Origin of the sequence: Winogradskyella sp. (assembly GCF_013213975.1) — a bacterium.
Classification (GTDB): domain Bacteria; phylum Bacteroidota; class Bacteroidia; order Flavobacteriales; family Flavobacteriaceae; genus Winogradskyella.
The window spans coordinates 1-3,691 of record NZ_JABSST010000139.1; the positions used below are offsets into that span (position 1 = coordinate 1).

A 3,691-nucleotide genomic window follows, 5' to 3' on the forward strand; every position below is an offset into this window, starting at 1 on the left:
GACTGTTATTACACTACTATTTATACCTTCTTTTTATAGTATTTTATTTAAAGTAAACTATAAAGATTATCAATTTGATGAATCTATATTGGCAGATTCATAGCGCAATGTTAAGCACCTTGTATCCATATCGCTTTGAACTATTTTTAAGTACACAACTAATAATTCTTTTCGGATCAGTATTTATTAATGCACAATGGTTTGAATTATGGGTAATGCCTTTGTTTTTATTGGCTAATTTGATAGCTGGTATTGTTCTCGTTTATAAAAGAAAACGCTTAATTCGTTTAATGTTTTTGCTGTTTGCATTGTCTACTGTTGTTCTAGTGCTTAATTTTACTGATCGGGAATCTTATAATACAACTAATTACTTAAAGTTTGCTTCGTATTTTCTGTTTTATAGTATAGTGACTATAGAAATAATACGTCAAGTTTGGCAATCTAAGGTGGTGCAGAAAAATGTAATACTTGGGCTCATAAGTGGTTACATTTCACTTGGATTACTTTCCTTTTTTGCCTGTTTATCTATAGAGATTTTGTATCCTAATTCGTATTCAGGTCTAAATGCGAGTTTAGAGTTTTCAGATCAGTTAATGTATTACGCATATATCACTTTAATGACCATAGGTTACGGAGACATTCTGCCAGTGACACCAATAGCTCAGAAGGCTGCTATTTTGATTGGGCTTATCGGTCAGTTTTATCTTGTGATATTAACAGCTATAGTAGTAGGTAAATACATCAATCAAGAATCAGTGATCAATAAATAATTTATATCCGATTTACTTTTTATAGTTGCTATTCTATGGATGCATATTTAATCATTACAATTCTTATTGGTCTTGCTGCCATTTTTGGTTATATCAATGTTAGATTTTTAAATTTGCCAAGTAGCATTGGACTAATGTTTATAACCATTTAATATACCTTAATCGTATTTGGCTTAAGTTATTTTAATGCTACGCTCCTAGAAAAAGAAATTGCTTTAGTCCGAAGTATTGACTTTAACGATCTCCTCCTTGATCATATGTTGAGTTTTTTATTGTTTGCAGGAGCATTACATACTAATTTCAATGAACTAAAAGTACAAAGATGGCCTATACTGGTTTTTTCGACTTTAGGTGTATTGGTTTCTACTTTTATAGTTGGTGGTCTAAGCTATTTTATTCTTCAGCTTTTTAGTTTGAATGTGCCATTTATTTATTGTCTTTTATTTGGTGCATTAATCTCGCCAACTGATCCTATAGCCGTCTTGGGCATTTTGAAGAAAGCAGGAGTTCCAGAGAAATTAGAAGCTAAAATTGTTGGCGAATCCCTATTTAATGATGGTGTAGGTGTAGTGGTGTTTTTAACAATTTATGAAATAGCCACAGGGACTGAATCTTTCTCAATGGTATCTGTACTTAAGCTTTTTGGTGTTGAAGTTTTTGGAGGATTAGTTTTTGGAGGATTACTGGGTTGGCTTACTTACAAAATGTTGAAATCTATTGACGAGTTTGAAATTGAAGTCATTATAACACTTGCTATGGTTATGGTCGGTACAATGATTGCTCAAAAGATTCATGTTTCTGCTCCATTAGCTATAGTTACTGCTGGATTAATTGTTGGTCATGATCACGTGAGAAAAGCGTCAATGTCTAAAACCACAGAGAGTTATGTTGATAAATTCTGGGAACTAATAGACATCTTATTAAACGCCATATTGTTTGTTCTAATAGGCATGGAAATGCTGGTACTAGTATATGATAAGGCTTATATTTTTGCTGGTTTATTGATAATTCCTGCCGTATTAATTGCAAGGTACTTGTCATTAATTCTACCTGTGAATCTATTTAAAAAGAAATTAGATTTTGTGCCTAAAACAACACTTATAATGACTTGGGGAGGATTAAGAGGTGGTATTTCTATTGCTTTAGCTTTAGGTTTATCTCAAGATATGAATAGAGATATGTTTTTAGTGATCACCTATATTGTTGTGGTATTTTCCATATTAGTTCAGGGCTTATCTGTTGAGAAATTGGTGCGCAGATTACAAAGCAAATCAAAGTAGTTAGTTAGATCTATTTCTCTCCTATTTTTGCACAATAAATGGTATTTTGTATAAGTCAATAATTGGACTAATATTATTTACATTTTATGCTAAAAAAGTCGATCATTTTTCATTTTCCATTCTGAAACTATGATTAAAGTCTGAAAAATAATGACTAGTTTACTACACGCAGTATAAAAGTATACATAAGTAAACTAAGGGAATACCTTAACAAGGATACGCTCAATACTATCGAAATAAATAATTAAAATAGTACTGGATTCATTTGAAAAACTTCTCTGTAGAAGTATGTCTATTTCAATGTAAGTACATATCTATAATTCCAGGTTTCATTGGGATTATACCTTAAATCGCTTAAATAAAACACACGCATTAACATCACCAAAGCCAAAGCTCGCTTTAGCTAGTATATTGAAGTTATGTGCATATTTTTTTTGTGGTATCCTATTTCTATTTACTAGTTTTTCAATTTCAGGATGTAAGTCTTCACAATTTTTGTTCGGTGCAACAAACTGTTGGTTTAGCTGAATAATACTAGCAACACACTCTATCGCGCCTGCAGCGGCAAGGCAGTGTCCCACAAGAGATTTAGTAGAATTAATAAACGGAAAATTTTCTCTTCTTCGGTTTAATGCTTCACTCCAATTTCTAATTTCTAAAGCATCTTTAGTGGTCGCAGTAAGATGACCGTTAATAACATCTACTTCTGTATTTTTCACACTAGCATTTTCTAGTGCACTAGAGATACATCGTTTTACAGCACCTGGATTAGGTGCTGTCAAAGTACCGCCATTACGTTGTCCACCAGAATTAATCTCACCACCCAAAACCTCAGCATAAATTGTAGCATTTCGTGCTTTCGCACTTTCTAAAGATTCTAAAACTATTGCTCCGGCACCACTTCCAGGAACAAATCCTGATGCCGAAACACTCATTGGTCGCGACCCTTTTTCTGGCTCATCATTATGTTTGTAAGTACTATGGGAATCGTACTGGCAGGCACTAGTTTAGCGGTTTTTCAATGGTATGACATCAGAGCAAACATGGCAAATAAACTAGTTACCATTACTCGGATCATTGCTGATAATACAACGTCTGCCGTCTCATTTGTAGATACTCAAGATGCCAATGAGGTTTTACTATCATTAAAAAGAAACTCCGCTATTATTGGCGCAATAATATACGATAGTTCAGGCAAGATATTAGCTCACTATGCACGAGACAAAAATGCTTTAAGCACTAAAAGCTATAGTATTTTGAAATCGTTCAAAGAATATCGATTTATCAAGCAAACGCTCGAGGTTCAACAAAATATCTATTTAGATGATGTTATTATTGGTAAGGTATTGATATGCTCCGACTTAAGTGAACTCAATAACGCATTACTACGATTAACCTATCTTTTTTTAACCATATTGGTCGTTGTCGGCTTATTTGCATATTTTTAAACCTCACTTTTGCATAAAATTTTTTCCCATCCACTTCTATCTTTGGCAAAACTCACCCGGAAAATTTCTCAACAGAAAAACTATACCTTGCGTGCAAAAAAATCGAGTGACGATGAATTAGGTGCTTTAGCTGATGATTTTAATGAAATGATCAGCCAAATAGAAAAACGAGATAAAGCCCTAACCGAAAGTG

3 protein-coding genes and 2 pseudogenes are annotated in these 3,691 nt (G+C 33.2%); 4 read left to right on the forward strand and 1 reads right to left on the reverse strand.

The features are described from left to right. Window positions 1-77 precede the first annotated feature (77 nt). Together HRU49_RS14275 and HRU49_RS14280 are read left to right on the forward strand one after the other, a co-directional pair. Window positions 78-770: an ion channel gene (locus tag HRU49_RS14275; protein ID WP_296358336.1), complete on the forward strand. Its 693-nt coding sequence runs from the start codon at window positions 78-80 to the stop codon at window positions 768-770. A 35-nt stretch (window positions 771-805) separates the two neighbouring features. Beyond that, window positions 806-2,050: pseudogene (locus tag HRU49_RS14280) on the forward strand (sodium:proton antiporter). Window positions 2,051-2,388: 338 nt separating this feature from the next. On the opposite strand, the pseudogene HRU49_RS14285 reads toward HRU49_RS14280, so the two are convergent. Further along, window positions 2,389-3,027 (reverse strand): annotated as a pseudogene (locus HRU49_RS14285) (beta-ketoacyl-[acyl-carrier-protein] synthase family protein); the annotation flags it as partial. Between the two features lie 3 nt (window positions 3,028-3,030). Between HRU49_RS14285 and HRU49_RS14290 the strand changes: the two are divergent. Both HRU49_RS14290 and HRU49_RS14295 read left to right on the forward strand, forming a co-directional pair. Further along, on the forward strand, window positions 3,031-3,498 hold the full coding sequence (locus tag HRU49_RS14290) for a CHASE sensor domain-containing protein (RefSeq protein ID WP_296358338.1): 468 nt from the start codon (window positions 3,031-3,033) through the stop codon (window positions 3,496-3,498). Window positions 3,499-3,507: 9 nt separating this feature from the next. After that, a partial coding sequence (locus HRU49_RS14295) for a HAMP domain-containing protein (RefSeq protein WP_296358340.1) occupies window positions 3,508-3,691 on the forward strand: 184 nt, incomplete at its 3' end.

Coding starts and splice junctions, on each gene's coding strand:
- HRU49_RS14275 (WP_296358336.1), top strand. CDS start 78: ATGAATCTATATTGGCAGATTCATAGCGCAATGTTAAGCACCTTGTAT.
- HRU49_RS14290 (WP_296358338.1), top strand. CDS start 3,031: ATGGGAATCGTACTGGCAGGCACTAGTTTAGCGGTTTTTCAATGGTAT.